The sequence below is a fragment of the Algoriphagus pacificus genome, from assembly GCF_017254845.1.
Taxonomy (GTDB): Bacteria; Bacteroidota; Bacteroidia; order Cytophagales; family Cyclobacteriaceae; genus Algoriphagus; species Algoriphagus pacificus.
The window spans coordinates 1,063,738-1,089,054 of sequence record NZ_JAFKCU010000002.1; the positions used below are offsets into that span (position 1 = coordinate 1,063,738).

General features: G+C 39.1%; 22 protein-coding genes and 1 other RNA gene. 10 read left to right on the forward strand and 13 right to left on the reverse strand.

Annotated elements, in window-relative coordinates; translation table 11 throughout:
- Window positions 1–15: 15 nt before the first annotated feature.
- Window positions 16–744 carry a hypothetical protein gene (locus J0A69_RS11335; protein WP_206586662.1) on the forward strand — a complete coding sequence of 243 codons (729 nt, stop codon included), beginning with the start codon at window positions 16–18 and terminating at the stop codon, window positions 742–744.
- Between the two features lie 440 nt (window positions 745–1,184).
- Here J0A69_RS11335 and J0A69_RS11340 read toward each other — a convergent pair whose 3' ends face one another.
- From J0A69_RS11340 to J0A69_RS11355, 4 genes are all read right to left on the reverse strand, one after another.
- Window positions 1,185–1,640, reverse strand: coding sequence for a hypothetical protein (locus J0A69_RS11340; protein ID WP_206586663.1), 456 nt, complete (start codon window positions 1,638–1,640; stop codon window positions 1,185–1,187).
- Window positions 1,641–2,016: 376 nt separating this feature from the next.
- A complete protein-coding gene (locus tag J0A69_RS11345) occupies window positions 2,017–3,327 on the reverse strand; it encodes a D-alanyl-D-alanine carboxypeptidase (RefSeq protein ID WP_206586664.1) in 1,311 nt (436 codons plus the stop codon).
- The gene (locus J0A69_RS11350; RefSeq protein WP_206586665.1) at window positions 3,305–3,700 is read right to left on the reverse strand and encodes a DUF423 domain-containing protein; all 396 of its coding nucleotides are present in this window, start codon (window positions 3,698–3,700) and stop codon (window positions 3,305–3,307) included. Before J0A69_RS11350 ends, J0A69_RS11345 begins: the two co-directional genes overlap by 23 nt.
- 603 nt (window positions 3,701–4,303) lie before the next feature.
- On the reverse strand, window positions 4,304–4,972 hold the full coding sequence (locus J0A69_RS11355) for a YggS family pyridoxal phosphate-dependent enzyme (RefSeq protein WP_206586666.1): 669 nt from the start codon (window positions 4,970–4,972) through the stop codon (window positions 4,304–4,306).
- 49 nt (window positions 4,973–5,021) lie between these two features.
- Here J0A69_RS11355 and J0A69_RS11360 point away from each other — a divergent pair, with 49 nt between their 5' ends.
- The 3 genes from J0A69_RS11360 (at window position 5,022) to J0A69_RS11370 (ending at window position 7,859) form a co-directional block, all read left to right on the forward strand.
- Complete coding sequence (locus tag J0A69_RS11360) at window positions 5,022–6,572, forward strand: GH3 family domain-containing protein (RefSeq protein ID WP_206586667.1); 1,551 nt, start codon at window positions 5,022–5,024, stop codon at window positions 6,570–6,572.
- Window positions 6,569–7,192 (forward strand): LysE family translocator, encoded by a 624-nt coding sequence (locus tag J0A69_RS11365; protein ID WP_206586668.1) that lies wholly within the window; start codon window positions 6,569–6,571, stop codon window positions 7,190–7,192. The genes J0A69_RS11360 and J0A69_RS11365 overlap by 4 nt, the downstream gene beginning before the upstream one ends.
- Before the next feature lie 64 nt (window positions 7,193–7,256).
- Complete coding sequence (locus J0A69_RS11370; RefSeq protein ID WP_206586669.1) at window positions 7,257–7,859, forward strand: DUF6992 family protein; 603 nt, start codon at window positions 7,257–7,259, stop codon at window positions 7,857–7,859.
- Window positions 7,860–7,886: 27 nt separating this feature from the next.
- Here J0A69_RS11370 and J0A69_RS11375 read toward each other — a convergent pair whose 3' ends face one another.
- Window positions 7,887–8,585 carry a DUF502 domain-containing protein gene (locus J0A69_RS11375; protein WP_206586670.1) on the reverse strand — a complete coding sequence of 233 codons (699 nt, stop codon included), beginning with the start codon at window positions 8,583–8,585 and terminating at the stop codon, window positions 7,887–7,889.
- Between the two features lie 207 nt (window positions 8,586–8,792).
- A complete protein-coding gene (gene ald, locus J0A69_RS11380; RefSeq protein WP_206586671.1) occupies window positions 8,793–9,911 on the reverse strand; it encodes an alanine dehydrogenase in 1,119 nt (372 codons plus the stop codon).
- Window positions 9,912–10,346: 435 nt separating this feature from the next.
- Between ald and J0A69_RS11385 the strand changes: the two genes are divergently transcribed.
- Window positions 10,347–12,761: an alpha-ketoacid dehydrogenase subunit alpha/beta gene (locus J0A69_RS11385; protein WP_206586672.1), complete on the forward strand. Its 2,415-nt coding sequence runs from the start codon at window positions 10,347–10,349 to the stop codon at window positions 12,759–12,761.
- A gap of 29 nt (window positions 12,762–12,790) precedes the next feature.
- On the opposite strand, the gene J0A69_RS11390 is transcribed toward J0A69_RS11385, so the two are convergent.
- Complete coding sequence (locus J0A69_RS11390) at window positions 12,791–13,462, reverse strand: hypothetical protein (RefSeq protein ID WP_206586673.1); 672 nt, start codon at window positions 13,460–13,462, stop codon at window positions 12,791–12,793.
- A 65-nt stretch (window positions 13,463–13,527) separates the two neighbouring features.
- Between J0A69_RS11390 and J0A69_RS11395 the strand changes: the two genes are divergently transcribed.
- Window positions 13,528–14,523, forward strand: a complete 996-nt coding sequence (locus J0A69_RS11395; protein WP_206586674.1) for a LuxE/PaaK family acyltransferase — start codon at window positions 13,528–13,530, stop codon at window positions 14,521–14,523.
- Between the two features lie 185 nt (window positions 14,524–14,708).
- Here the strand turns inward: J0A69_RS11395 and J0A69_RS11400 are convergent, their stop codons facing one another.
- Complete coding sequence (locus tag J0A69_RS11400) at window positions 14,709–15,866, reverse strand: sigma-54-dependent transcriptional regulator (protein WP_206586675.1); 1,158 nt, start codon at window positions 15,864–15,866, stop codon at window positions 14,709–14,711.
- A gap of 17 nt (window positions 15,867–15,883) precedes the next feature.
- Window positions 15,884–16,296: RNase P RNA component class A (gene rnpB, locus J0A69_RS11405), an RNA gene on the reverse strand.
- 208 nt (window positions 16,297–16,504) lie between these two features.
- Here rnpB and J0A69_RS11410 point away from each other — a divergent pair.
- Together J0A69_RS11410 and J0A69_RS11415 are read left to right on the forward strand one after the other, a co-directional pair.
- Entirely contained in the window at window positions 16,505–16,984 is a 480-nt protein-coding gene (locus J0A69_RS11410; protein ID WP_206586676.1) for a DUF4442 domain-containing protein, read from the forward strand.
- Between the two features lie 48 nt (window positions 16,985–17,032).
- Window positions 17,033–17,596 carry a DUF3109 family protein gene (locus tag J0A69_RS11415; protein ID WP_206586677.1) on the forward strand — a complete coding sequence of 188 codons (564 nt, stop codon included), beginning with the start codon at window positions 17,033–17,035 and terminating at the stop codon, window positions 17,594–17,596.
- A gap of 34 nt (window positions 17,597–17,630) precedes the next feature.
- Here the strand turns inward: J0A69_RS11415 and J0A69_RS11420 are convergent, their stop codons facing one another.
- The 4 genes from J0A69_RS11420 to J0A69_RS11435 form a co-directional block, all read right to left on the reverse strand.
- Window positions 17,631–19,916: a S9 family peptidase gene (locus tag J0A69_RS11420; RefSeq protein WP_206586678.1), complete on the reverse strand. Its 2,286-nt coding sequence runs from the start codon at window positions 19,914–19,916 to the stop codon at window positions 17,631–17,633.
- 100 nt (window positions 19,917–20,016) lie between these two features.
- The gene (locus tag J0A69_RS11425) at window positions 20,017–20,571 is read right to left on the reverse strand and encodes a DUF5655 domain-containing protein (protein WP_206586679.1); all 555 of its coding nucleotides are present in this window, start codon (window positions 20,569–20,571) and stop codon (window positions 20,017–20,019) included.
- 10 nt (window positions 20,572–20,581) lie between these two features.
- Window positions 20,582–21,574: an endonuclease/exonuclease/phosphatase family protein gene (locus J0A69_RS11430; RefSeq protein WP_206586680.1), complete on the reverse strand. Its 993-nt coding sequence runs from the start codon at window positions 21,572–21,574 to the stop codon at window positions 20,582–20,584.
- 77 nt (window positions 21,575–21,651) lie between these two features.
- Window positions 21,652–22,797, reverse strand: a complete 1,146-nt coding sequence (locus J0A69_RS11435) for an acyltransferase family protein (RefSeq protein WP_206586681.1) — start codon at window positions 22,795–22,797, stop codon at window positions 21,652–21,654.
- 122 nt (window positions 22,798–22,919) lie between these two features.
- On the opposite strand from J0A69_RS11435, the gene J0A69_RS11440 reads away from it, so the two are divergent.
- Together J0A69_RS11440 and J0A69_RS11445 are read left to right on the forward strand one after the other, a co-directional pair.
- On the forward strand, window positions 22,920–23,807 hold the full coding sequence (locus J0A69_RS11440; RefSeq protein WP_206586682.1) for a PPK2 family polyphosphate kinase: 888 nt from the start codon (window positions 22,920–22,922) through the stop codon (window positions 23,805–23,807).
- Between the two features lie 110 nt (window positions 23,808–23,917).
- Window positions 23,918–25,306 carry a S8 family peptidase gene (locus tag J0A69_RS11445; RefSeq protein ID WP_206586683.1) on the forward strand — a complete coding sequence of 463 codons (1,389 nt, stop codon included), beginning with the start codon at window positions 23,918–23,920 and terminating at the stop codon, window positions 25,304–25,306.
- Window positions 25,307–25,317: the final 11 nt, after the last annotated feature.

A 25,317-nucleotide genomic window follows, 5' to 3' on the forward strand; every position in this document is an offset into this window, starting at 1 on the left:
GTAAATAATTGTAAAATGGAAGAAAACAAAAAACCATTTCGATTTAGTAAAGAAGATGCCCAGCGTCTTTGGGAGTTAGCCGATCCGGAGAGATTAATTTCTGGATCATTCTCAAATATTGATACATTTTCGTTTTTAGAAATTGTTGATAATAGTATAAAAAGAATTAATAATTCAGAAAATCCTAGGGTTATTATTTTAGAAACATGGCTAATTCTTGACTATACTATAAGAGAGCTTTTAAGAAGAGGTTTAGATATTAAGAGATTTTGTGATGACTCATTTGATCCTTTACCAAATGGGTTTAGGGATTGTTCAAACTTATTAGAGAATTTTATTAATAAGCAAAATTCAAAAAAAAAGAATCCTTATTTAATATTTTCAGAGGTTCAAATTCCAATAGGATTACGAGATTTAATTTATTCTAAACAAAAAGTGCTCAAGGAAATTCTGGAATTCCAGTTTGAGTTTTGTAATAAAAATAATATTTCTGCTCTAACTATAAAAAACAGAGAAGATGTTAAATTTCAAAACGTTGATACATTTTGGCTTAATTCTGTAAAAATGTTAGATAGTAATTGGTTCAAAGATGCTAATAAGATAAATAAAGTTCGGAATCAAGCTGCCCATTCAATTAATGAAGAAAAAATATATATCATATTAGGCATAAAAGGAGAAAAGAAGTTAGAAGCGTTAAAGAGATATTGTAATCACTCATTAAAACAATTGATAGGATTAAAATAAATTCAACCTTAACTGGGAGTAGAAACTTTACCTAAGCGTAGACCTCTATAGCAATCGGGCGCATCTACGCTTTTTTGTTTTAAATCTTAGATTGATTTTTTACTGATCGTGCCTTTGGCACTCTCAAGAAAAGCTGATTCTTTGACCCAGCATTACGCTTCGCTGATGCTGGGTTGGCACTGATCGCACCTTTGGTGCTTGTTTCCATCTGCGTCTTTGCGACCTTAGCGAGAGTCTTTGTGGTTAAAAGAATATAGAGGTTCTTTTGACGGGATTGCTTCGCCTCGTTCCTCGTCTCGCAATGACGGTTAAAAACAAAAACCTTCGAAGTTGAAAAAAAACCTCAAAGGTTAGGCTTGTTGCGCCTTTGCGCCGTTGCGTGAGAATCTTTGCGCCTTCGCGGGAGTCTTTGTGAACTTTGCGGTTAAATAATCAACCTTCTACTCAGAAGCATGGATTGCAAAGGTTTTTCCTTTGTCCTCGGATTTTACTTCGAATAGAAGCTCTTCTTTATTTTCCCCTTTGATCAGGTACACTTTTGTTTGAGGGTAGAAACCAACATATCGCTTTTCAAAAGGATAGAAGCTAAGCACATTATCTGCAATCCGTAATTTCTTGGGGAAAATGCTGTTGTTCTTAATGGAAAAAGGAATGGAACCTGGGTTGCGGGATTCAGCCGATGGAAGAGTATCTGTTTCTTGAAGTGTTTCTGCTGTATTTGCTTTCCGGTTGTTTCGTATTTCTTCCCATTCCTCAGGAGTTTTGGAATTATTGAATTCCTCATAGTAGGCTTTTCGTTCTTCCGCAGTCATGTTTTCAGGATAGCTTTTATCTGCACATCCGGCTAGGATAGACAAAGAAATAAGTAGAGATGCTTTAAAAAGAATGGTTTTCATTTAGTGTGTTGATTTGAGATGCTTGGTAGGATTTCAATTCCAATGCCAGTTAAATCTTTGTTTTTCAGACGATTTTGGCCATTTCCAAAATCATTAATTAAAAAATCCGATCAATTTTGTTCGCTTTCGAGCGATTTGAGGTTTGCCAATTGCTTGTTTCCTTCTGCTCCTTTGCGCCTTCGCGGGAGCCCTTGTGTTTAAAAACATATAGAGGTTCTTTTCACGGGATTGCTTCGCCTCGTTCCTCGTCTCGCAATGACGGTTAAAAACAAAAGATTGCCACGTCGTCGTTCCTCCTCCTTCCACCACGGCGGACAGGCGCAATGACGGTCAAAAAAACGTCCTACATCTTACATCTAACATCTGACATCCCACCTCACAACATGTCCCTTACCTGCACCAGTACTTTTTCCATTTCACGGCGAACTTCAGAGGCTTTGTAAGGATAGTTGGAATTCATAAAGGCAAAGCAAAATGTTTTACCGCTTTTAGTCTTGATCAGTCCCACGAGGCTGTGATTGTTACTCATCGTACCTGTCTTGGCAAAGATGTAGGGAGTTTGCGCTTGATAGCTGTTTTTGATCGTTCCGGAAACTCCTCCAGTTGGTAGGATTTCATAGAGATCCTGATCCGGCATCATTCTGTAGATTTTCTCAAACAAGGCCACCATGGATCTGGGAGTCATTAGATTGTGACGGCTAAGTCCACTTCCATCCACCCATTGCGGTTGATCCGGCAAGTCAAAAAGATAGGTTTTCAGCATGTATTCGATCGCTCTTTCGGTATCCAAGCGTTGAAAAAGTCGATCCGAAACCATCAGCATCAATTGCTCAGCGAGGAAATTATCGCTTTCCAGCATCATTTCTTTTAGGATGGGAAATAGCGGTGATCCACGCCACTCCTGATGGATTTTTGGGAGGCTGTCTGGCTTATAGATCCAGCTTTTTCCTGTGGCTTCTGATGCCAGTTCGATAAATAATTCAGGAGTTGAAATAAAGGGAATGAACTCCTCTGATCCCCGGAAATTATTGGGGTTGTAAAAGAACTTGTTCGAATGGAAATCCCTTTCGAGTTCCCGAATGCTTCGGTTGGTCGTAAAAACCGAGGCTTGGAATCGGGCTGGGGAGACAATAGGTCTGTTTCCTGATTTTCTAACCTGAACGAGATTTCCATAAATAGGAAGGGAGGTTCGCTCAGCGGAATAGTCGTAATAGTAATCATCCCATTGCCAACCATAGCCAAAGGCAGGAGCATCTTGATTGGCATCGGAGAAAATAACGGTGGAATAAGGTGCTAAAAACGCTTTGATATCTGGCTGGAAGAAATCCTTGTACTTCCAGCTTGGATCACCTGAACCCCAAATCCGAATTGTGTCTCCGCTAGTGACATAGCGAAGAGTTTGTGTGGAATCATTCAGAATGATCAGGCTGGAGAAAAGTGTTAAGAGTTTTGTGGTGGAAGCCGGAATAAAGCGCTGCTCGCTGTTTCGCTCATAAACTACTAGTTGGCTGTCCAGATCATACAGTTCAAAACCGGAAAGGTGATTGGCAAAAAAGCTTCTATCGCCCACCAGCTGTTCGAGTTTTTCATATTGATCCCGATTGAGTTGGGCATAAGAAAAACTGCTCAGTAGGCCAAAGAAAATAACAAGCGAATAGGTAATTCTAGTCAACGACAATTTGATCATTTCTTAAAGCTGCATAAAACAAACCCAACCAACCCAGGATAAAAAACACGCCACCTAGAGGAGTCACAGCTCCCCACCAAGTGACACCCGTCAAAGATAAAATATACAAGGAACCCGGGAATATTACGATTCCCCCGATCATGGACCAGGTGCTGAATTGAAGACTTTTCCAGTTGGGACGAACCAATTGAATCAAACCGATCAGTGCCAAAGCCAGGGTATGGTAAAAATGGTATTTGACGGCTGTCTCAAAGGTTTCAGTTCTACCAGTTGCAGTCAGGGTTTCTTCTAAACCATGAGCGCCGAAGGCTCCTAGTCCTACTGCCAGTGCGCCGGAAAGTCCCGCGAGCATAATAATTTGTCTTCCGTTCATGTGTTATTGTTTAGTTGCCAAAATTTTCGAAAGAGTTAAAATTCGAAGTTTAGCATTCATTATTCGGTGTTAGTTCAATTCACTGTTTTCGAATTTGTCCTCCTGCGAATTCTATTGGTTTCCAAAGGGAAATTCGGAGCAGGAGGGGAGAAAAGGTTTTGCATCACTATACCCAGGGGCCCGATAGCTATCGCGGCAAACCCTGGGCTATTGATATTTCATGCCTTCGGCATGCTTCCGTTTTTCATTTTTATCCAAGATCTGTTTCCCTATTCGATATTCAGCATTCATTATTCGGTGTTTTTTTCTCTGTTTTCGTCTCCGGCCTCCTGCGATTTCTATTGGTTTCCAAAGGGAAATTCTGGGCAGGAGGGGGCATTTTAAATCCATTTTTACCATGGGTTGCATTTGCTCACTTCGTTTCGCTCATTTACCCATGGCTATAACTATTTGACCCTCCCGAAAATATCGGGACAGGCTGTACAGGGTCTTTTCAGTTTTTACATTATGCCTGCTCTGGAAAACGAAGTCCAGTATTTCTATTTTCGTATTTCCTAAGTTTTCGACCACATCATAAATCTAACTTCTGAAATCTTACTTCCTTTAGCCTCTGCTTCCAAAGATCGCGGATCCGATACGAACCATAGTACTTCCTTCCTCTTGAGCGATAAGGTAATCTCCGCTCATTCCCATGGAGAGTTCTTTCATCTCAACAAATGCTGGAAGGGTTTCTTTTTTTAGATTTTCAAAAAGGCTTTTTAAACTTTTGAATTCCTTTCGGATTTGGTTTTCGTCTTCTGTGAAAGTAGCCATACCCATCAATCCCTGAACGCTTACATGAGTCAGCGCAGTGAATTCAGGATCCTGAATCATTTCTTGGATTTCTTTGGCATCAAACCCAAACTTACTTTCTTCTTCTGCGATATGGATTTGAAGTAAAACAGGAATAATCCGATCGATTTTCTTCCCTTGCTTGTTGATTTCTTTCAGAAGCTTGAACGAATCCACTCCATGAATCAGATGGACAAATGGAGCGATGTATTTGACCTTGTTGCTTTGCAGATGGCCGATCATATGCCAACGGGTATCCTCAGGCATCTCGGGCTGCTTCGCCTGGATCTCCTGTACTTTGTTTTCCCCAAAATCCCGTATGCCACAAGCATAGGCTTCTTTCAGATCTGCAAGAGGCTTGGTTTTGCTTACCGCAACCAAGAGACAGTCCGGATTAATAAAAGTTTTTTTTACTGCTTCTAGATTGGCTTTAATGTCCATTTTCTATTTTTATGCTTTACTTTTTCACTAATTGGCCTAAAACAAAGATATGGCGATCATCAGTACTTTACTAAAAAGAGGCATAAGACTGCGCGAAAGTTTGGAGCAGGAATACTCGATGCCTCTTGAACTTCAACGTGCTACCCTTAAGAAATTATTAATCAAAGCGAACCGCACCGCCATAGCCACCAAATATGATTTCTCAGCCATTTTGAGAGGTTTCAAATTGGGTAATCATGAGTTCTATGAGCGATACAAAGCTCAAGTTCCTATTTACGATTACAATAAAATACATGCCGAGTGGTGGCATTTGTTGCAGGAAGGAAAGCGTGACGTGACTTGGCCGGGTGAAGTCCGATATTTTGCCTTGAGTAGCGGCACATCAGGTGCGACTTCCAAATACATTCCGATCACGGTGGATATGGTGAGAGCCATTCGGAAAACAGGAGTAAGACAGATTTTATCACTTTCGAAATATGATTTGCCGGATTCTTTGTTTACAAAAGGTATTCTGATGCTGGGAGGAAGTACTGATCTGGAATTTAACGGAACCTATTTTTCTGGAGATCTAAGTGGGATTACAGCAGGGAGATTGCCGATTTGGTTTCAGCGGTTTTATAAACCCGGAAAGAAGATTTCTAGAAGCAAAAATTGGGGAGAAAAACTGGATCAGATTGTCAAAAAAGCACCTCATTGGGATATCGGGATAATAGTTGGAGTTCCGGCTTGGTTGCAGATTTTGATTGAAAAAATAATCGAGGAATACGGTGTCAAAAATATTCATGAGATCTGGCCCAACCTTCAGATTTTCGTGCATGGCGGCGTATCTTTTGAGCCATACAAAAAGGGATTTGAAAAGCTCTTAGGGAAGCCGCTGATCTATATTGAGACTTACCTTGCTTCAGAAGGATTTTTGGCTTTTCAGGCTTTGCCTGACCGCAAATCCATGCGTTTGGTGTTGAATAATGGAATCTTTCATGAGTTTGTGCCTTTTACGGAGGAAAACTTTGACGAGGAAGGAAATATCCGGGAAAATGCAAATGCTTTAAAAATTGACGAGGTTGAGGAAGGAGTAGATTATGCGCTTTTGATCAGTACCTGTGCCGGAGCTTGGCGCTATCTGATTGGAGATGTGGTGAAGTTTGTGTCCAAAGAGGAAAGTGAAATTATCATCACTGGGAGGACCAAGCATTACCTGAGTTTATGTGGGGAGCATTTGTCCGTGGACAATATGAATAAAGCTATAGAATTGGCCTCAGAAGAATTGAACATCACGATCCGTGAATTCACGGTTTTGGGAGTTCCTCATAAAAATCTCTTTGCACATCATTGGTTTGTGGGAACAAGTGATGATGTGGATCCGGATGCCTTAAAAGAGTCTCTGGATAGCCATTTGAAGGATCTCAATGATGACTATGGAGTGGAGCGAAAGCATGCCTTGAAAAAAGTGAAAGTCACCGTGGTACCGTCTTCCCTGTTTTATGAATGGATGAAGCTTCAGGGAAAAGAAGGTGGTCAAAATAAATTCCCAAGAGTATTAAAAGGTGAAAAGTCCACTTCCTGGCTTGAATTCATGAAATCAAAAGATATGATTTCATGAATCCGGCATTACTCGAAGGCTTGAGTATGGGACTTTTGCTCTCAGCGCTGGTTGGACCGGTATTTTTCACTTTGATCCAAAGCAGTCTCAGTTACGGTTTCCGTTATGCAGCAGTACTCGCTTTGGGGATCTTAGTCAGCGACAGTATTTACGTCGTAATCACTTTTTTTGGAGTCAAGTTTCTGGCGGATGCAACTTACTTTGAATTGGTTTTGGGTTATGTTGGAGGCTTGATTTTGATAGGATTTGGCATTAGTTCTTTGTTGAAGAAAAAGGTTTCCAGGCCAAATTCAGGAGGATTGGATTTTCCGCAATTCAAAAAAAGATCAGCCTTTTTCAAAGGTTTCAGCATCAATGGAATCAATCCTTTTGTGCTTCTGTTTTGGATTTCCATTGCCAGCATTGTACAGATTAAAGATACTTTTGGCACAGCTGAAGTTTGGTATTACTATCTAGGAATATTAGGAACAGTTTTCAGTATTGATTTGCTGAAGGCATTTATAGCCAAGCAACTTTCCCATTTAGTTACTCCTAAAATGATGGGTTGGTTGAATAAAGCTGTAGGTCTGATCATGATTGGGTTTGGTATCCGAATGTTGGTTTTTACCTACCTTCAGTAATTCAGCCAGCCTGAATTTCAAATCAGCCTCGAAAACACTTCTTCAGTCTAAGCGTTTTGCTTGTATGAAAAATCTCCTTTCCCTATCTCTAATTTTGTTGATTTCTCTGCTCTTCCCTTGGGAAGCTTTTTCGCAGGAGATTCCAGAATTACCGATGTTCAATGAAACCAGAATCAACTACAATGAGTCAGGAATGATCATTCTAGGATCTTGGGCTTTGGGAAATATGGTTTGGGGAGGAATTGCAGCCAGCAATACGACTGGACAAACCCAAGCTTTTCACCAGATGAATCTTTATTGGAATTCAGTGAATTTACTGATTGCAGGATTGGGATATTGGCAGGCAAGCAAGGAAGTTCCCAGTAATGATTTGTTGGAGACGATGATGGCTCAGGGCAAAATGGAAAAGATTTTACTCTTTAATGCCGGATTGGATCTGGCTTATATGGCAGGAGGGATGTATCTCAAGGAAAGAGGACTGCGAATCAACAAGGATAAATTTGTGGGTTTTGGAAAGTCAATCATCCTGCAAGGAGCTTTTCTGTTGACTTTTGATGCGTTGATGTACACATTTCATGTCACCCATGCCAAAGAACTTCCCGTATTTTTCGAGCAGGTTTCTTTTACTCCAGCTGGAATGACCATGACCATTCCTTTGGCTCGATAGTCTTAAAAAACAGCCTTGAATTCGATTTTATTCAACTGGAAGCTCAGGGCTCAATTGTTTTTTGGATTCTTCCGAACAGTCACTCACAAAACTTTCTCCCGCTGAGGCAATCAAATCGCAAGTTCCTGTTCCCATTCCCATAATTGTTCGCATGGCATCCTGTGTTTGGACATTAAGGAAAGTGATCGATTCTTTAGGAACATGGTAAATGTTGCCGTTGGTGGGGTTTGGAGCAGTAGGAACGAAAACCGTGTACAATTTCTCATTGATTTGATCGGTAATAAAACCTGTCATCATCGTTCCGCTTTTGTAAACATCAATCAGAACCACTTCAGAAAATGGTAGTTTTTTCAAGCCGACAAACTGATAAACTGTTTGATGGATCAAATTGTAAAGAGGGACCTTCGTAAGGTATTTCTTTTCAAATCGGGAGAAGTAAATCTTTCCGACTCTGTTTCTGATTAAGGCTCCGATGATAAAAATGAAAAGAACCAAAATGCCGATCGAAAGGAAATTGATAGACCAATGAGGTTCTTCGGTTCCAGGATCTAGTATCGAACTGATTGGAGCTACTATTTTGAAGATGAAGTTGAATGAAAAGGAAAGTAAAATGAGAACTATCGATAGGGGAAGTAAAATCAAAAATCCCTGAAAAAGTGTATCTAATAAAAATCCGCGTTTCAAATTGTTATCAATATTTTCTGAAGTGTTGAGCTGGGGGTCCATGGTTTCAAATGTCTATTACTGATTAATTTTCAGTTATTTAACATTCAATTCCATGCCATGGCTTTAATTCAGATTTAAAGGGCATTGCCAGAATTTTGATTGGGTATCCAACGGATATAATTGGGGATATTTTGCCTCTCTTATCTCAAGGACAAAAAAAAATCCCTCCCATTTTCACAGGAGGGATTTATTAGTATCGATTGCAGTTTAGTCAGCTAGGTATTTTACAACAGGAGTGTAATCCAAATCAAAAGCTTCTGCTACTGCTTGGTATACGATATCACCATTGATGATATTCAAACCTGGTACCAAATCAGGATTGTCTTGAGCAGCTTTCTTCCAGCCTTTTTCTGCCAATTGAATAGCATAAGGCAAAGTAGCATTAGTCAAAGCCAAAGTAGAAGTGTAAGGAACCGCACCAGGCATATTAGCAACACAGTAATGAACCACATCATCGATGATGAAAGTAGGGTCCTGATGTGTAGTTGGCTTACAAGTTTCGATACAACCACCTTGATCCACTGCCACGTCCACTAGAACTGTTCCTGGTTGCATTTCTTTCAACATGTCACGAGTGATCAAATGAGGAGCTTTCGCACCTGGAATCAACACAGCTCCAATGATCAAGTCATGATTTTTGATCATTTTTCTGATGTTGTATTCATTGGACATCATTGTTTTTACATTGGCAGGCATTACATCAGCCAAGTATCTCATTCTTGGAAGAGAAACATCCATGATAGTAACATCAGCTCCAAGTCCGGCAGCCATCCAAGCAGCCTGTGTTCCCACGATACCACCACCAAGAATCAAAACTTTAGCAGGAAGTACTCCTGGTACGCCACCCAAAAGAATTCCACGACCTTGCAATGGTTTCTCTAGGTAATTGGCACCTTTCTGAACAGCCATTCTACCGGCAACTTCAGACATAGGAATCAATAAAGGAAGGCTTCTGTCTGCTTTTTCTACAGTTTCATATGCCAAACAAACAGCTTTGCTTTCAACCATTGCTTTTGTAAGCGGCTCGTATGAAGCAAAGTGAAAATAGGTAAACAACAATTGATCTTCTTTGATCAGTTTGTATTCAGGTTCGATAGGCTCTTTAACCTTCATGATCATCTCAGCAATTTCATATGTTGCTTCGATAGTAGGAAGGATAGTAGCACCTGCTTCAGCATAAGCTTCGTCAGGGAAACCAGACCCTTCACCAGCAGTGTGTTGTACATAGACAGTATGGCCTCTTTTGACCAACTCTTTCGCACCGGCAGGAGTGAGGGCTACTCGATTCTCGTTGTTTTTTATTTCCTTTGGAACACCTATAATCATGGCTTGTCTATTTGGATTTGTATAAAGTACTGCAAAGATACTAAGCAAAAACAAACTGAAAAGCCGGTAAACAAATAGTATTTGGTCTGATTCTGAAAAAATTAAAAAATCAGAATTTTATACTGTTTTTAATATTGATTTTTGTGAAAATTTTAAAATTCGAGTTTTAAACAAGTTTAATTTGGAAAATTTTTTTCTGTCAATAAATCTTTTAACTTATTTCAAGCCCTTGCGAATATTTCAATTTTTTGAATGGTTTGTAATTGAATCACCAAATAATATTTGTTTTTGATCAAAAATATTTAACACAGTCCAAATTATTGATTGTAAATTTATTTTAAGGAAGTTTGTAAAAAAAAGGGATTTGGCTATTTTTGGAATATGCTACTTATAAAGCATAAATACGCCCAAAATAACTTTAGACTATAAGACCCTATGGCAGAAGTACAATCTTTATCTAAGAACCAAAATTCACCAAACTTTACGAAAGAAGCGATTCTGAATGATTTCAGAGTGGCGCTTATGAGTAGGCAAGCCTCACTCGTAGGAAGGAAAGAAGTGTTTATGGGAAAGGCAAAGTTTGGGATTTTTGGAGATGGAAAAGAGCTTGCGCAAATCGCCATGGCTAGGGCATTTCAATTGGGAGATTTCAGATCTGGATACTACAGAGATCAGACTTTTATGTTTGCCATCAATGAGCTTACTGTGCAGCAATATTTTGCCCAGCTTTATGCTCATACCAATGTAGATGCTGAACCAGCAAGTGCGGGCAGATTGATGAATGGGCACTTTGCAACTCGTTCATTGAATGAGGATGGTAGCTGGAAGGACCTGACCAAAATGTATAATTCTGCTGCGGATATTTCTCCGACAGCTGCTCAGATGCCAAAACTTCTTGGTTTGGCATATGCATCTAAGCTTTTCAGAGAAAACAAGGGGTTGAAAACTCTTTCAAAATTCTCTGTGAATGGAAATGAGGTAGCATGGGGAACCATCGGAAATGCTTCCACTTCAGAAGGAATATTTTTCGAATCAATAAATGCTGCTGGGGTTTTACAAGTACCTATGGTTATCTCGATTTGGGATGATGGATATGGTATCTCTGTTCCTCAGGAATTCCATACCACCAAAGGAAGTATTTCTGAAGCTTTGGCTGGATTTGAAAGAACAGACAGCCAGAAAGGTTTTGAAATCATCAAGGTAAAAGGATGGGATTATGAAGGTCTGATGCATGCTTTCTTCCAAGCTGGAAAAATTGCACGCGATGAGCATGTGCCTGTTTTGATCCATGTGGAGGAAATGACTCAGCCACAAGGGCACTCTACTTCTGGTTCGCATGAGCGATACAAATCTCCAGAGCGATTGAAATGGGAAAAAGACTGGGATTGCATCAGCAAATTCAGAGAATACATTCTTTCTTCAGAAGTGGCTACTGCAGAGACTTTGGATAAAATTGAAGCAGAAGTAAAAGCTGAGGTAAAGAGACAAAAAGAAGCCGCTTGGTCAGAATTTTCTAAAGAAATTAAATCCGAATTGACAGAGGCTATTGCCTTGATCAAAGAAGCTGCTCAAAACAGCACAAGAAAAGTATTGTTGACTCAAATGGCTGATGAACTAGCCAGAACAATCAATCCTATCCGAAAGGATGTGATTTCAACAGTTAGAAAAGCTTTACTCACACTCCGATTTGATCAGGGTTCCTCAAAAAATGCTTTGAAATCCTGGTATGAAGCACAGGGAGCAAAGAATTTCGATAGATATAACAGCCATTTGTACAGCCAGTCCGAGTGGAATGTTTTGAACATAGAAGAAATCAAGCCTATCTTTGATGAGAAATCCCACTTAGTGGATGGACGTGAGGTTTTGCAGAATTTCTTTGATTATACCCTAGAAAACAACCCCGCATTTTTTGCATTTGGAGAGGATGTAGGGAAAATAGGAGATGTTAATCAGGCTTTCGCAGGACTTCAAGCAAAGCATGGAGAATTGAGAGTGGGAGATACGGGTATCCGTGAGGCGACTATTGTAGGGCAAGGAATTGGAACAGCACTAAGAGGATTAAGACCAATTGCAGAAATCCAATACCTGGATTATTTGCTTTATGGACTTCAGATGCTATCTGATGATTTAGCTTGTTTGCAATACAGAACCAAAGGGGGCCAAAAGGCACCATTGATCATCAGAACAAGAGGTCATAGATTAGAAGGAGTTTGGCATTCAGGCTCTCCAATGGGAATGATTCTTTCTTCCCTAAGAGGAATGGTTGTTTGCGTGCCAAGAGATATGACTCAGGCTGCAGGGATGTACGCTACGCTTCTGAAGGCGGACGAGCCAGCGATCGTAGTTGAATGTCTGAATGGTTACCGATTGAAAGAGAATTTACCAAGCAATTTAGGTGAATATACAGTTCCGATTGGCAAGCCGGAGATTTTAAGAGAAGGAAAAGACATCACTTTGGTGACTTACGGATCCATGTGTCGAATCGCATTGGATGCAGCTGCGGAATTGTTCGAATTAGGAATAGACGTTGAAGTAGTGGATGTACAGACACTGTTGCCTTTTGATGTTCATGGAATCATCGGAGAATCAATCAAAAAGACCAATAGAGTGATTTTTGCTGATGAGGACGTACCAGGAGGAGCTTCAGCATTTATGTTGCAGCAGGTAATTGAAGGCCAAGATGTATTTAGATATTTGGATTCAGAGCCTTTGACAATTGCAGCTCAAGCTCATAGACCGGCATACTCTTCAGATGGAGATTATTTCTCTAAACCGAGTCTTGAAGATATTGTGGAGAAAGTTTACAAGGTGATGCATGAAGTGGATCCGAAAACCTATCCAGCATTCTAAAAAGAAAAGCCCTTTTCAAAGGGCTTTTTTTATTTTCTGGTAATCTGACTTAGCGTGACATCAGGACTTGTGACTTCGTTGCTTCTATTTAATCTTCGGTCTTGAATCTGGATTTCTACTCGGAGAGTATCTGTTCTGAAAATTGATTCCCAACCAGAAGAAAGCATTCCATATCTGATATTTCCCTCAATGGCTTGCTCCTTATCATCATTTAGGATTCTAGGAAACCTACCGTTGAAAGTTGTGTAGAATGGCGGATCTTGCCATTTGAACTCAGTATATTGTCCGTTTCTCTTTCTGAAAAACTTAACGAAAATATTGTATTGATCCGGGTTTTGAATAACCCAAATTGTATCCTTTACAGTAGCATTGTTGATGATCGGGTCAATTACCCAATCGATTGGATTATAGCTTGGTGCATTAGCTGGTCTATTTGCATAATTGATCAATTCTCCTCGATTATCCCTTTGATATTCTACCGGATTAAATGGAGGATTATTTTCTGTAGCAGAAAGACCTAAATCCCCTTCAGCATCCTTAAAATCAACTGATACAATCAATGAATCAGGACCAGCAGTTGGTACATATTCGATAGTTGCGAAATTAATTTCAGGAGTAGAGGGGAAATTATCAGGTGTGTTGACACAAGAAAAACCCGCAAGAGCTAAAAAGAATATTCCTGAATAGTTTTTGAAACGCATAGGTCGAAAGTAAATTTACATCCAAATGACATCAGTGCCGATTGGACTTTGCAAAATATAAAACGATGCAGGAATTTAAAAGTTTTTCAGAACGCATAAAGGATTTAAAATCCGAGGATTTTGATTCTTTGGCTTTAGAGATTTTTAGATTTCAGGCATCGCATAATCAAATTTACAGAAAATACGTCGAGGCAAGGCAAGTGGATGTTTCGAGCATTCAGCAGGTAGTGGATATTCCTTTTTTACCCATCCGTTTTTTTAAGGATTTTGATGTTATCTGTGGAGAAAAGGAAAATTTTTCAGGCTTTTATTCCAGCAGTGGCACCACAGGAATGATTACCAGTAAGCATTATTTCTGGTCAGAAGAGCTCTATTTACAACATACCCAATCCATTTTTGAAAGCGAATATGGTTCATTGGAAGATTTCCATGTTCTCGCTTTACTTCCTGCCTACTTGGAGAGAAAGGGGAGTAGTTTGGTTACGATGGCAGAATATTTTATTAAACAGAGCCATTCTGAGCATTCTGGTTTTTATTTATACAATCAGGATGAATTGCTTGATAAAATAAAATTGCTTTCCAAAGAGTCTAAAAAAATTCTATTGCTGGGAGTGACCTTTGCTTTGTTGGATCTGGCAGAATCAGGAAAGGCTTATCCAAAAACGGATCAATTGATCGTCATGGAAACTGGTGGGATGAAAGGAAGAAGAAAAGAAATGATCCGAGAAGAGGTCCATGCTATTTTAAAGCCATTTTTTGGAGTTGATAGGATCCATTCAGAATATGGAATGACAGAATTACTTTCTCAGGCCTATTCAAAAGGAAATGGGAAATATACTTTACCTACATCGATGCGCGTTTATTTGAGAGATATCAATGATCCCTTGTCCTGGACTTCAAGAAAACAAGGTGGAATAAATGTTGTCGATTTGGCTAATTTTCACTCCTGTGCCTTTATTGAAACCCAAGATTTAGGAAGATTTGATGAAAAGGGGGAGTTGGAGGTTTTGGGTAGATTTGATAATAGTGAAATCCGCGGGTGTAATCTTCTGGTGCAGTAATTGCTATCTTAAGATTAATTGAACATATTTGATCAGCATAAAATCTGAACTATGAAAAAATTAGCAACAATCGCACTATTGGTAGGAATTTTAGCTTTGGGAGCTTGCGCTTCCAGCAAACCATGCCCAGCTTACGCAAAGGCTCCTTCTACTGAAAAGCCGAATAGTTAAAAAAAATGCTGACCTCAATAGTCAGCATATTTTTTTATGTCCTCTAGACTGATTTCAGGTTCCCCTAAAATCACAAGTCTTTCCACTACATTTCGAAGTTCTCGGATATTTCCTGTCCATGGGAATTCCTGCAATTTTTTAAGAGCTGCATCAGAAATTGATTTTTTAGCGTCGCCATTTTCTGATGAGATATCATCCAGGAATTTATTTACCAAAAGTGGAATATCTTCTTTTCGATCTTTCAAAGCTGGCACTTGAATCAAAATAACACTTAGCCTGTGGTATAAATCCTCACGGAAACGGCCTTCCTTGATTTCATTTTTCAAATCCTTATTGGTGGCAGCTAGCACTCGTACATCTACTTTAATGTCTTTGTCGCTTCCCACTCGATTGATCAGATTTTCCTGCAATGCTCTCAAAACTTTTGATTGAGCAGATAGGGACATGTCTCCGATTTCATCCAGAAATAAAGTACCTCCTTGTGCCTGTTCAAACTTTCCTTGTCTCTGTTTATGAGCTGAGGTGAAAGCTCCTTTTTCATGACCAAAAAGCTCACTTTCAATTAGTTCAGAAGGAATTGCTGCACAGTTTACTGCGACAAATGGTTCGGCAGATCTATGGCTTTTCGCATGAACCCAGTGAGCCACTAACTCCTTACCGGTTCCATTTGGACCTGTAATCAAAACCCTAGCATCGGTTGGAGCTACTTTTTCTATGGTTTCTTTGACATGTTGGATGGCGGATGATTCTCCGACCATGTCTAATTTTTTGGATAGCTTCTTTTTCAGAACTTTCGTCTCTGTAACCAGATTTTTCTTATCGAGAGCATTTCTGACAGTCAGCAATAAGCGATTGAGGTCTGGTGGTTTAGGAATAAAGTCAAATGCACCTTTTTTAGTGGCTTCCACAGCTGTTTCTATACTGCCGTGAGCAGAAATCATAATAAACTGAGGGGATTTGTCTAAAGCCTTTGCTTGATCCAGGACTTCGATTCCATCCATTTTGGGCATTTTGACATCGCAAAGCACCAAATCAAAATCTTCCTCCATCAATTTTTTGAGCCCTTCAGCACCGTCTTGAGCTTCTGTAACCTCAAATTTTTCGTATTCTAAAATTTCTCGCAACGTGGCGCGGATGACTTTTTCGTCATCAATGATCAATATTTTTGACATGTCTCTAATATAAAATAAAAAAGTGCAAGTCTATAAGCCGGGTTCTGTTTCCCTATGCGAAATCGCAAGAGATTCTTGTCATTTATCTAGCCCTGACTTCACAGTCAGGATCCATCGATCTACCCATCCCGCGTAAGAGCGAGCAACTCTTCTTGGAACTGAATCCAATGCGGGACCTATTTGATCTTTCAACCCATAAGGTTTGCCATGCCTCCTACATCACTGTCGGAGCGGTGGGCTCTTACTCCACCTTTTCACCCTTATCCTGATTCCGACAAATCGGGATCGGGACGGTATATTTTCTGTTGCACTGGCTGTATTTATTCCGTCGCCAGAATAAACCCTTCCCGTTAGGAAGTATGGTGCTCTATGTTGCCCGGACTTTCCTCTCCCTCGAAAGAATCAAGGCAGCGACAAGTCGACTTGCACGACACAAAGAACGTAATTTTATCCAAGATAGATTTCAAAGTTTTTTGATCGGTCAATGGAACAAATAAAAAAAGACGATAAATATTCCTGATTGTCAAAACATTTGAATTTTATCCTTGTTACAAACAAAAGGCTAAATAATAGCTTTATTTCATAGTGCTGGGTTGAGCCGCTTCCGAAAGGGAGCGGTTCTTTTTTTATCTTTCCTGATGGAAAAGAAAGAAAATAAGAATTTTAAGAAATTGATCCGCATGATCAATTGGTACCCGCCTTACTTGTTTTCGGGAATTAAAGTAGTGGATTATGCACCAGACTTTTCCATGTTTAAAACAAGATTAAAACTGACATGGTATAACAGGAACTTGATTGGAACTGCTTTTGGGGGCTCGCTTTATTCCATGTGCGACCCATTTTTCATGTTTATTTTACTTACCAATCTTGGAAAAGAATACATCGTCTGGGATAAAAATGCATTTATAGATTTTGTCAAACCCGGAAAAGGTACCGTTTATGCAGTGTTTCAGCTTTCGCAGGAAGAGATTCGAGAGATAAAAATGAAAGTAGATGAAACAGGTAAACATGTTTTTGAGTTTCCTTGTGAGGTAAGGGATGCCTCAGGAAATTTGATAGCAAGTCTCAAGAAAGGAGTTTATGTAAGGAAGAAAAACTTCCTAAAGCAAGATTCCTGAGCTCATTTCGATGTCAATGATTACCTTTGGAGCAAAATAATTGAGGTTATGATTTTAGTGGGAAATGCAGTTCTGTCTGATGATATCAAGGAGAACTTTTTTGTCTGTGATTTAGAAGCTTGCAAAGGCGCTTGTTGTGTGGAGGGTGATGCTGGTGCTCCTTTGGAAGATGAAGAGACTAAGATTATTGAAGAAATTTATCCCATTGTAAAGGATTACATCACAGAAGAAGGTAGAAAAGCTATTGAGGCTCAAGGAACTTGGGTAATAGATAAAGACGGAGACAAAGGAACGCCAACTATTGGGGATAATAGGGAATGTGCCTATGCTCTCTATGATGAGCGAGGGATTTTAAAGTGCGGTATTGAGCAAGCATATTTGGATGGGAAAATCTCATGGAAAAAGCCGATCAGTTGCCATATGTACCCGATCCGAATCACAAAATACGATCAGTTTGATGCCCTGAATTATGATCGTTGGCATATTTGCGATCCAGCTTGCCAACTAGGATCTAATTTGAAAGTCCCGATTTACAAGTTTTTAAAGGATGCTTTAATAAGAAAATATGGCGAATCTTGGTATGAAGATTTGGTCCAAGAAATTGAAGGATAAAAAACGAATCCTGCCCAATTGCTGGGCAGGATTTTTAATTTGTATTGATTTGATAATGGCGAAGGGGTTTCTCTCCCATTAAATGCTCAATAAAGTAATCCCATCTCTTCTTTGTAAAATAATCCCCACTAGTCCTTCCAAAACTATGATTTCTACTTGGCCAGATAAATAGGTCAAAGTCTTTTCCAGCATTGATTAATGCCTCAGCAAATTTAAAGGTTGCCGAAGGGTTTACATTTTCGTCGATTCCTCCATGTGCCAAAAGCAAATGACCCTTAAGGTTTGCCGCATTGGTAATATTGGACTGCTCATGATAGAAATCTCCGATTGGATAGCCCATATACATTTCAGGCCACCAAGCTTTCTCCATTCTGTGATCATGATCACCTGCAGAAGCAACTCCCACTTTGTAAAAATCGGGATGTAGTAACATTGCTCTTCCGGCATCATATCCTCCTGCTGAGTGGCCAAAAATCCCCACTTTATCTACATCCATAAACTTATTTTTGGCAGCCAGTTCTTTGATTGCCAAAACATGATCTGTCGTGCCATCTCCCAAATTATTGTATGAAACATCGTTAAATGCTTTACCTCTTCCATTCGTGCCAAGCCCATCAACAGTTACCACCACAAAGCCCAGTTCCGACATGGGTTGCTGCAATCCAATCAAGCCAGCTTTGAATGTTTTTGGGGTAATATCCGTATGAGGTCCAGTATAGGTGTAGTCAATGATTGGATATTTCTTTTTTGCGTCGAAGTCAGTCGGGAGGTAATAAATGCCATAAATGGTTGTCTTTCCATCTTTGGCAGTTGCTGTAAAAGGAGTGGGGCTTTGGTATCCTTTTTTCAGAAGATTTGAAATGTCAGCTTTTGAAATTTCCTGAATTATTTTTCCTGTTTCTAATTCTCGTACAACGGAAACAGTTGCTTGATTTACTGTAGAATAATTGTCTACAAAGTACTTACCATCGGGAGAATAAGAGATTTCATGATTAGCCTTTTCAGGTGTCAAAAGCTCGATATTTGATCCATCAAAATTGACTTTGTAAAGAAATGAATAGTACGGATTTACATCCTTTTCTTTTCCGGAGGCTTCGAAGTAGATGATTTGGTTTTCCTCATCGATCTTTATAAGGTTTTTTACAACAAAATCTCCATTCGTAATTCTATTGATTAATTCACCTGAGTTCCAATCCATGAGATACAATTGATTCCATCCTGATTTTTCTGTTCCCAGAATAAATTGGCCATTATCCAATCTTCTAAAAATGTTATTGTTGTTGACATGGGTAGGGGAAGATTCGGAATATACTTTTCTGACTTTCTTTGAATCCGCATCAATTTCTATCAGGTCAAAAGCTTTAAATCCACGATGGAGATAGGTTCCGAAAAGTGATTTACTATCAGGTGCCCAATTGAAATACATCCCAATGAAATGGGGAAGTGAAAACTCGGGGAATTTAGTTTCCTCTTTCTTCTCAATATCAAAAATTACCGGAGTATAAGTAACTACTGTTGTGTCTCCAGGAGATCCGCGGTAATACCCCATCAATTGTGGGCGGAATTTATCATCCTGACTATTGTCTAGGAGCAACATTTTTTCGGCTAACCTCAGGTCCACTATCTGGGTTTGGATCTTCTTAGAATCTGGCGACCAATTTACTGTAAAATGAAAAGGTCTTTCCCCACTTTCTCCGTAAATCATATCTGACCAACCCCAAAAAGAAGCGTATTCATAATCTTTTTTTCCATCAAAACTCAGTTGGATTTCTTCACCAGTCTCAAGATTTTCTACAAATAGATTAAAGTTTCGAGTATAGGCTTTCCAATTTCCATCAGGAGAAGTTGAGGAATCTCTATTTCTTGGTTCTGGAGCTCGTTTTGATTCCAAATTCCCATTTTGAAAAGTCCAGGTTTTGTTTTGCCAATCAAAGCTGATCTTGCCGTCTTTGGAGATTTGAATGCGGTTAAAAGGAAGCTTGTTTTCTGTGATTTCTTGTCCACTTTTTTCTGATAATAATTTTGCCAGCTGCTTGTGGTCAAAAGCTTCTTGAGTGGATTTTTTCTCCACATCGGTTAAGAAAAATCGCTTTCCATCTTTGGTATATGTCTGATGCCAAAAGCTTGTTTTTCCTTCCAACCAATTAGGAATAACTTCTAAATGGTATACCTCACGCTGGATATTGTTGCTTAAAAAGTATTCAGCTTTGTGATAGGTTTCCTCGGTAATTTGAGCGACAGCTACCTGAAGACTGCAAAGCAGGAGAAATAAAAAAAGTCCTGAAATTCTAAACAGTTTTAAAATTCTGTAATTAGTCATGGTTTTAGATTAGAAATTATCCATTCAAGGTAAGTTCAAAATAGCTGGAAAACATGTTTGAAATTGACCAGATGTGATCTTATTATGTGAATGGAATCAATTATCCAGCAGCATCATAGGCTTTTTTCAGCCAAGTAATGAGTTCTTTGGAGTATTGCTCCTCATGATTTACTACGATTCTATGCGATACCATTCCATTTGACTTCGTGTCCAGTTCCAAAATGCCTTGTGGTTCTTGGCCTTTCAAATTGATTCCGATATCATATCTAGTCTTTGTGGCAGGGATCAATAAGGCAAATTGTTTTTTTCTCCTGACACTGACATAGGCGTTTTTTGGGGAGAACTCTACATCCTTTCCAAACTTCTTGATTTCTTCGCTTAGCTTTTCGTACAGGGGAAGGAAATGCTCTTTTCCTTTGTATTGTTTACTGATTAAATCGTCAGTGTCTTTTGCCGATCCCGCATCAGATTGTAGGGTCTTATGGGCAACTAGATTTGCAAAGCCATGGGTGAATCCATGATTTGTTTTGAGGAATTTTAGAATTTCCCCATGCTTTTCAAATTTTTCTTTTTTGACGATTTCCACCCATTGATCCAGACTTTTACCTGTATTTTTATGAAGGTTTTCAATCATGGTAATTGCTGCTTGGTCCATTTTAATTCATTTAAAATTCAACTTCAGATAGTATAGGAAAGTGATCGGAACCTTGAATCAATTGGTTTTTTACACTTTGAATTAAATCATCATCTTTTTCAATATAGGGGTTCCAGACTTTTCCTGCTGTTACATTTAATCCCTGACTGGCCAAAATATGATCAATCAAAACATTTACCTGATCTCCGGTGATTCGATCTTTGTATCGACTTGAGTTGGGAGTCCAACCGTAGGAATTAAGTTTGGGTTTTGGCAAGACTGACTTGAGGATAAATTCAGGTTTCCATGTATCCCCAAGCAGTAATTCGACCGCACTTTTACTGAATCGATTTTCATAAAAATCCAATTCAAAGCCATCGTTAATATCGCCCATGACCATCACCTGTTGGCCTTTTTCTAGGTATTCATCACAACGCTCTCTGATAGACATACATTCCGCAAAAAGCTTGAGCCTATCCCGTTGTGATATCTGCTCAAACCTGGCATAATCTACCATGTCAAAAATCCCCTTTGATTTGGTGTGGGCTATGATCACACGCGTGAGCAAAGTGTCATCCAGACCCAAAATGCTCAGTTCCAAAGGCGGTCTATAATGCTTGTATTGCTCTTTGATCAAGCGGTTTAAAGTGTCTACTAAAAAAGCCTCATCAAAGCGTTTACCCTCTTTGGTTTCGGGTGTAAAAAGTACTTGAATCTTATCAGGATTATAGAGGGCGCATAGCTCTTGTTGACCGGGTGAAGGGAACCCGTGGATCCCTTTCAGGTTTTTGGAAGGTATAAATTCCTGAACCCATGCCTCCAATTGTAAGCTTGCTGTTTTTGATCCATTGACCAAAGTATTTGGTCCTTCCACGATTCCCAAAAAATCCGGGTCCATGGCTTCCACTACATCTGCTAATTTTCTGCTCCTGGCACCATCTGTTCCTGTAGTGATCGGGTGGCCTTCTGCGTCAAAAAGATCTCGCATCCATTCCACATTGTAAACTCCAATTTTTAGTTTCATAAAAAAATCCCTGTTTGTTAGTAACAGGGATAATTTACGAAATTTAAACTAGAGTGATAATGCTCAGAGTGTTAAGATTAAACCTTGATATAAATTTTCTTTTTATCCATCCATAAGCCTATTAACCAGATTAATAGCATATAGCTAAACGCAAAGAAGAAAGATGCATTCTTAGGACTAAGCCAACTGGTAAAAAGGTTTTGATAGATAACAGCTCTGAGGGACATATCACCAACAGGGATCATTCCAAAAACTCGAATAACTATTCCAGATAAAACGTACAAGATCAAGGGATTTCTCCCGAAAACTTCAAAGAAATAAGTCCAGCCTTTGATCTTCTGTAATTCGATGATATAAACCATGAGTGCCAGTAAAAGCAGGTCGATTCCAACAGTTAAAAGCACATAGGAACTGGTCCAGATTTTTTTGTTGATAGGAAATAAAATATCCCATGCATATGCTAAGACAATTAGGATGACACCGCCAATGACCAGTTTTTTAATGGACTGCATCGTGTTGCCATATTTCTGGATCATTTTGCCCACGATAAAACCAGCAATTACATTGACGATTGAAGGAAGCGTACTCAATAGACCTTCCGGATCAAATGGAATTCCTTCTCCTCCATACATTCTCTCTGGACCAATAAGTGCAAGATCCAGTTTAATTGCAGCATTTCCAGTCAATCCAAATGGATCAGCGGCGTCTCCAAAAAAATACATGATTGCCCAGTAGCCAAGTAATGCAATGGCACTGAAAATCCATCCTAATCGAATTCCTCCTATGTAAAGAACAATGGCTGCGAAGAAATAGCTTAAAGCGATGCGCTGAAGAACTCCAAAGAGTCTGATTTCTGTGATGTTGATAAAATCGAATTCACCAGATTCTCCTACTCGATAAAAAGGAAAAGCATTCAGCAGCCATCCGATCAAAAAGATGAGAAATGCTCTTTTTCCTACTTTTTTGAAAAAATTACCGGCAGACATATCCTGTAGTTTTTTCATTGAAAAGCTCATAGCATTACCCACTACAAATAAGAAAGTAGGAAAAACCAAGTCAGTGGGAGTGAAGCCATGCCATTTGGCATGAGCCAGAGGCGCATAAAGATTACTCCAGTCTCCGGCAGTATTTACAATGATCATAAATGCAATGGTCAATCCTCTCAGGACATCTAAAGCTAGATACCGATTGCTCATTGCACCAGTTGGGTGATTTAATGTCATAACTTAAGGTTAATTGGGTGGTTTAATATTTGAAAAGGTACTTGAAGTCTTCCGAGCTCAATTTAAAATATTATCTTGTTTTATACTTTTCAACCAATTTTTTATTGACTTAAAATTAGAAAATGAAACATATAGAAATCGAAAGCCTAAAAGTTGTCGCACCAATTAAACTTGCTTCAATTCCAACTTCTTTAGATCTCGAAACTTCTGAAAAGAAAAAAGAGAAAGTTTTAAATGATTACCGAGAGAAACTAAGTGAGCATCAGGATATCATGTATGCTCATAATAAATATTCTGTTTTGATCTGTCTGCAAGGAATGGATACAGCAGGGAAGGACAGTCTAATTCGTGAGGTTTTTAAAGAGTTTAATCCCCGAGGAGTAGTTGTTCATAGTTTTAAAACACCTTCCTCCAATGAGCTGGAACATGATTATTTATGGAGGCATTATATCGCTTTGCCAGAGCGCGGGAAATTCGCAGTATTCAATAGAACTCATTACGAAAACGTCCTAGTTACCCGTGTACATCCTCAATATATTTTGTCAGAAAATATCCCAGGAATCAATAACGTAGAGGATATTACTCCAGCATTTTGGGAAAAGAGATTTGAACAGATTAATAATTTCGAAAGTCATATCAGCCAAAATGGGATGATTGTATTGAAATTCTTCCTGCATCTCGGCAAAGAGGAACAAAGGCAAAGGCTGCTAAGAAGATTGGATAAGAAGAAACACAATTGGAAATTTTCTCCTGGTGATTTGAAAGAAAGAGGTCATTGGGAGGAGTATCAAGCCTATTACGAAGAAGCGATTAATAGAACTTCTAAACCTCATGCACCATGGTATATTATCCCAGCAGACAATAAGGAAACGGCTAGATTGTTAGTTGCTAAAGCGATTTTGGAAGAAGTGTCTCGCTATAAAGACATCCAAGAACCAGTTTTGGAAGAGGCAGTGGCCAAAAATATCAGCCAATACCGAGAGATTTTATCGAAGGAATCAAAAGAATAATTAATTAAATAGTACAATATTTATCTAGAAAATATCATATTTTTTGAAATATTTTTTTATCTTGATTTACTTTTAAAAAATTGATTTTTAGCTCTTTAACTTTTGTGTCTATGAAAAAGGTGCTTTTTATACTCTTCATTGGGTTTTGTCTGTTTTCCTGCGAGTCAAATAAACCAATAATTGACTCATCTGGTACAAGCCAAAATTCACCTGAAAAAGAGCTTTTGAACTATGAATTATTTTTTCAGGATAGTTTAGAGTTTGTTCCTATTTCCCAAAATCCTATCTGTAAAAATGGAACAAATTCAAAAGAATGTCTCGCCCAAATCGAGCAGTTAAAATCAAGTGTTATTGCTAAGATCAGGGAAATAGACCCAACAATTCCAGTAAGCGAGGAACATGTAAGAGTTTACATGCAAGTGTCGGTTTACTTTGATGATTTGACAGAGGCACAGCTTCAGACGCTTCAAGATCAATCTCAAAGTTTTAATTATATTTTGAAAAAGAGTTTTGGGGTTCAGATCAGAAGGCCAGTAATGCAATCTGATTTTATTGAGCAGGCAAGAAGGCCTGTGATGCAAGAACAATTGAGATATAATCCAGCGGATAAAGTAAGCACCTTAATTGACCTGATTGGGGGAGGAGAGCCTTCTAGCACCAATCCTACCCAAAAAGTTTGGATAGTTGACACGGGAATTGATAGAACACATCAAGACATCAATTTCTCATCTACAGAAATAGGGCTATCTAAGGATTTCTCTTATCCACCTAGCAATCCATTTAATGATCCTTTCAACGATTCGAATGGGCATGGAACATTCCTAGCAGGGACAATCGGAGGATTGGCATCAGAAGATCCAATTTATGTCAGTGGCTATGGGGTAAATGGTGTATTCCCTAATGCAAGGATGGTTTCTATCAAGATTTTTGATAAGAATGATCATGCTCAAAGCGGAGAAATTGCCTCTGCTTTGGACTATATCCTTTTAAATTCTTTGCCTGGAGATATTGTCAACCTGAGTTGGGGTATGGAAATAACCCTTGGAGAATGTGATACATTGAATACCAAAGGGATTTATGATTACATCTATGAGTTGGCAGCAAAAGGAGTCTATGTGGTGATGTCAGCTGGTAATCAAGCGAAAGAGTCTTTGACCAATTTCCCTGGTTGCATGGAATTGCTGTCTTTCCCTGAATCTGTAAGATCAAAGATATTTACTATAGGCTCAGTGGAAGTCACAAGTACAGGAGACTACCTTTATTCTTCCTTCTCTAATTTTGGTAGACCATCGATTGATTATCTTACTCCTGGAGAATATATCTTTACCACAGCTCCAGGTGGAAAATATGCTCTTGTTTCAGGAACTTCAGTTTCTACTGCGATATTCAGCGGAATCTTATACCATCAGACTGGAATAGATACTTTGCTAAACATCAAGAGAGGTGCAGCGGCGGGTGATCCAGATCCTGATTATCCGGTAGCAAAAGTTGGTAATTAAGGTGTTGAAAT